Genomic DNA, 1,219 nt, shown 5'->3' on the forward strand with positions numbered 1-1,219 from the left:
GCAGTGTGATTCATCAGCCTGCACCTTCGCTTTAAATTCTGTTAGATCTTTTGCTTGAACAAGTAAACGCGGGCGTGCTTCGCTCAGGTTTTCAAGAAAAGACAGATCGAAATCGCGCTTTTGAACTTCGATAGGGAGTAGGTCGACTAGGTTGCCCGCTGAAGTGTCGTTTTCCAGCTTCATCTTTCTGATGGCATCAAGAGGCTCTTTATTACTCATGCTAACTCTCTTATACAGTAATTAGTGAAAGGCTATTGCGTTACATCTTATTGTAATACAAATAAGCGTAAGGGGCGACGATAAAATCAGTATTTTGAATGAATTTACTTGTCCTTGGTCACATTTTATTCATGTTTGTTAAACGGCAGATCGGATGTTTCTGTGCTAAAAAGCCCACATACTCTTTCAAGTATATGGGCTATAAGTATGACAATTAATTGGTTAGAAAAGCAACTAGTTAGCTAATTGTTTTGCGCCGTTCTTAGAAGCATTAACCAATAAGATACCAACCGTTAGAACAATTGAACCACAAAGCAAGAACAGTAGACGACCTGTTGGTTCGTTTGGAATAAGAGCCATTGCTAAGATACCAAAACCTGCTGTGCTGATTAGCTTACCAAGCATTGAGCGTTGTTTAGTGTCTAGGTCTCTTTGTTCTTCGCCTTCAGAGATAACAGGCGTGTTCCAGTTAACAAATAATTGGTCAACTTCTTTTTCACGTTCAGCCGTTAGGCCTTTGTAGAAATAAGTCGTTAGGATGAAGTAACCACCGGTGAAGATAACGTGTGCTGCGAGACTTAGACCTACTTTCAAGTCATTCCACTCACGTCCAGTTAGCTCTTGCTCCATACCAAATAGGCTTTCGATGTGACCTGCTTGTAGAGAGATACCAAAGACGTAAGAAACGATACCACCGACAACTAGCGTAGACCAACCAGCCCAGTCAGGTGTTTTGCGGATCCACATACCAAGTAGTACAGGAATAAGCATAGGGAAGCCAATGAGTGCGCCAACGTTCATTACGATATCAAAGAGGCTTAGATGACGTAGTGAGTTGATGAACAGGCCGATGCTGATGATTAATAGACCCATCGCAATCGTTGTAATTTTACTTACGATAACAAGTTCACGTTGAGTCGCGTCTTTACGAAGGATTGGGCTGTAGAAGTTCATAACGAAGATACCTGCGTTACGGTTCAAGCCTGAATCCATTGAAGAC

The 1,219-nt window shown here is 41.8% G+C and carries 2 pseudogenes; both read right to left on the bottom strand.

From position 1 onward, the window contains the following. Positions 1–219: pseudogene (locus BCU12_RS10540) on the bottom strand (alginate lyase); the annotation flags it as partial. 234 nt (positions 220–453) lie between these two features. Continuing rightward, positions 454–1,219, bottom strand: a pseudogene (locus BCU12_RS10545) (transporter); the annotation flags it as partial.

The organism is Vibrio sp. 10N.261.55.A7 (assembly GCF_002877365.1).
Classification (GTDB): domain Bacteria; phylum Pseudomonadota; class Gammaproteobacteria; order Enterobacterales; family Vibrionaceae; genus Vibrio.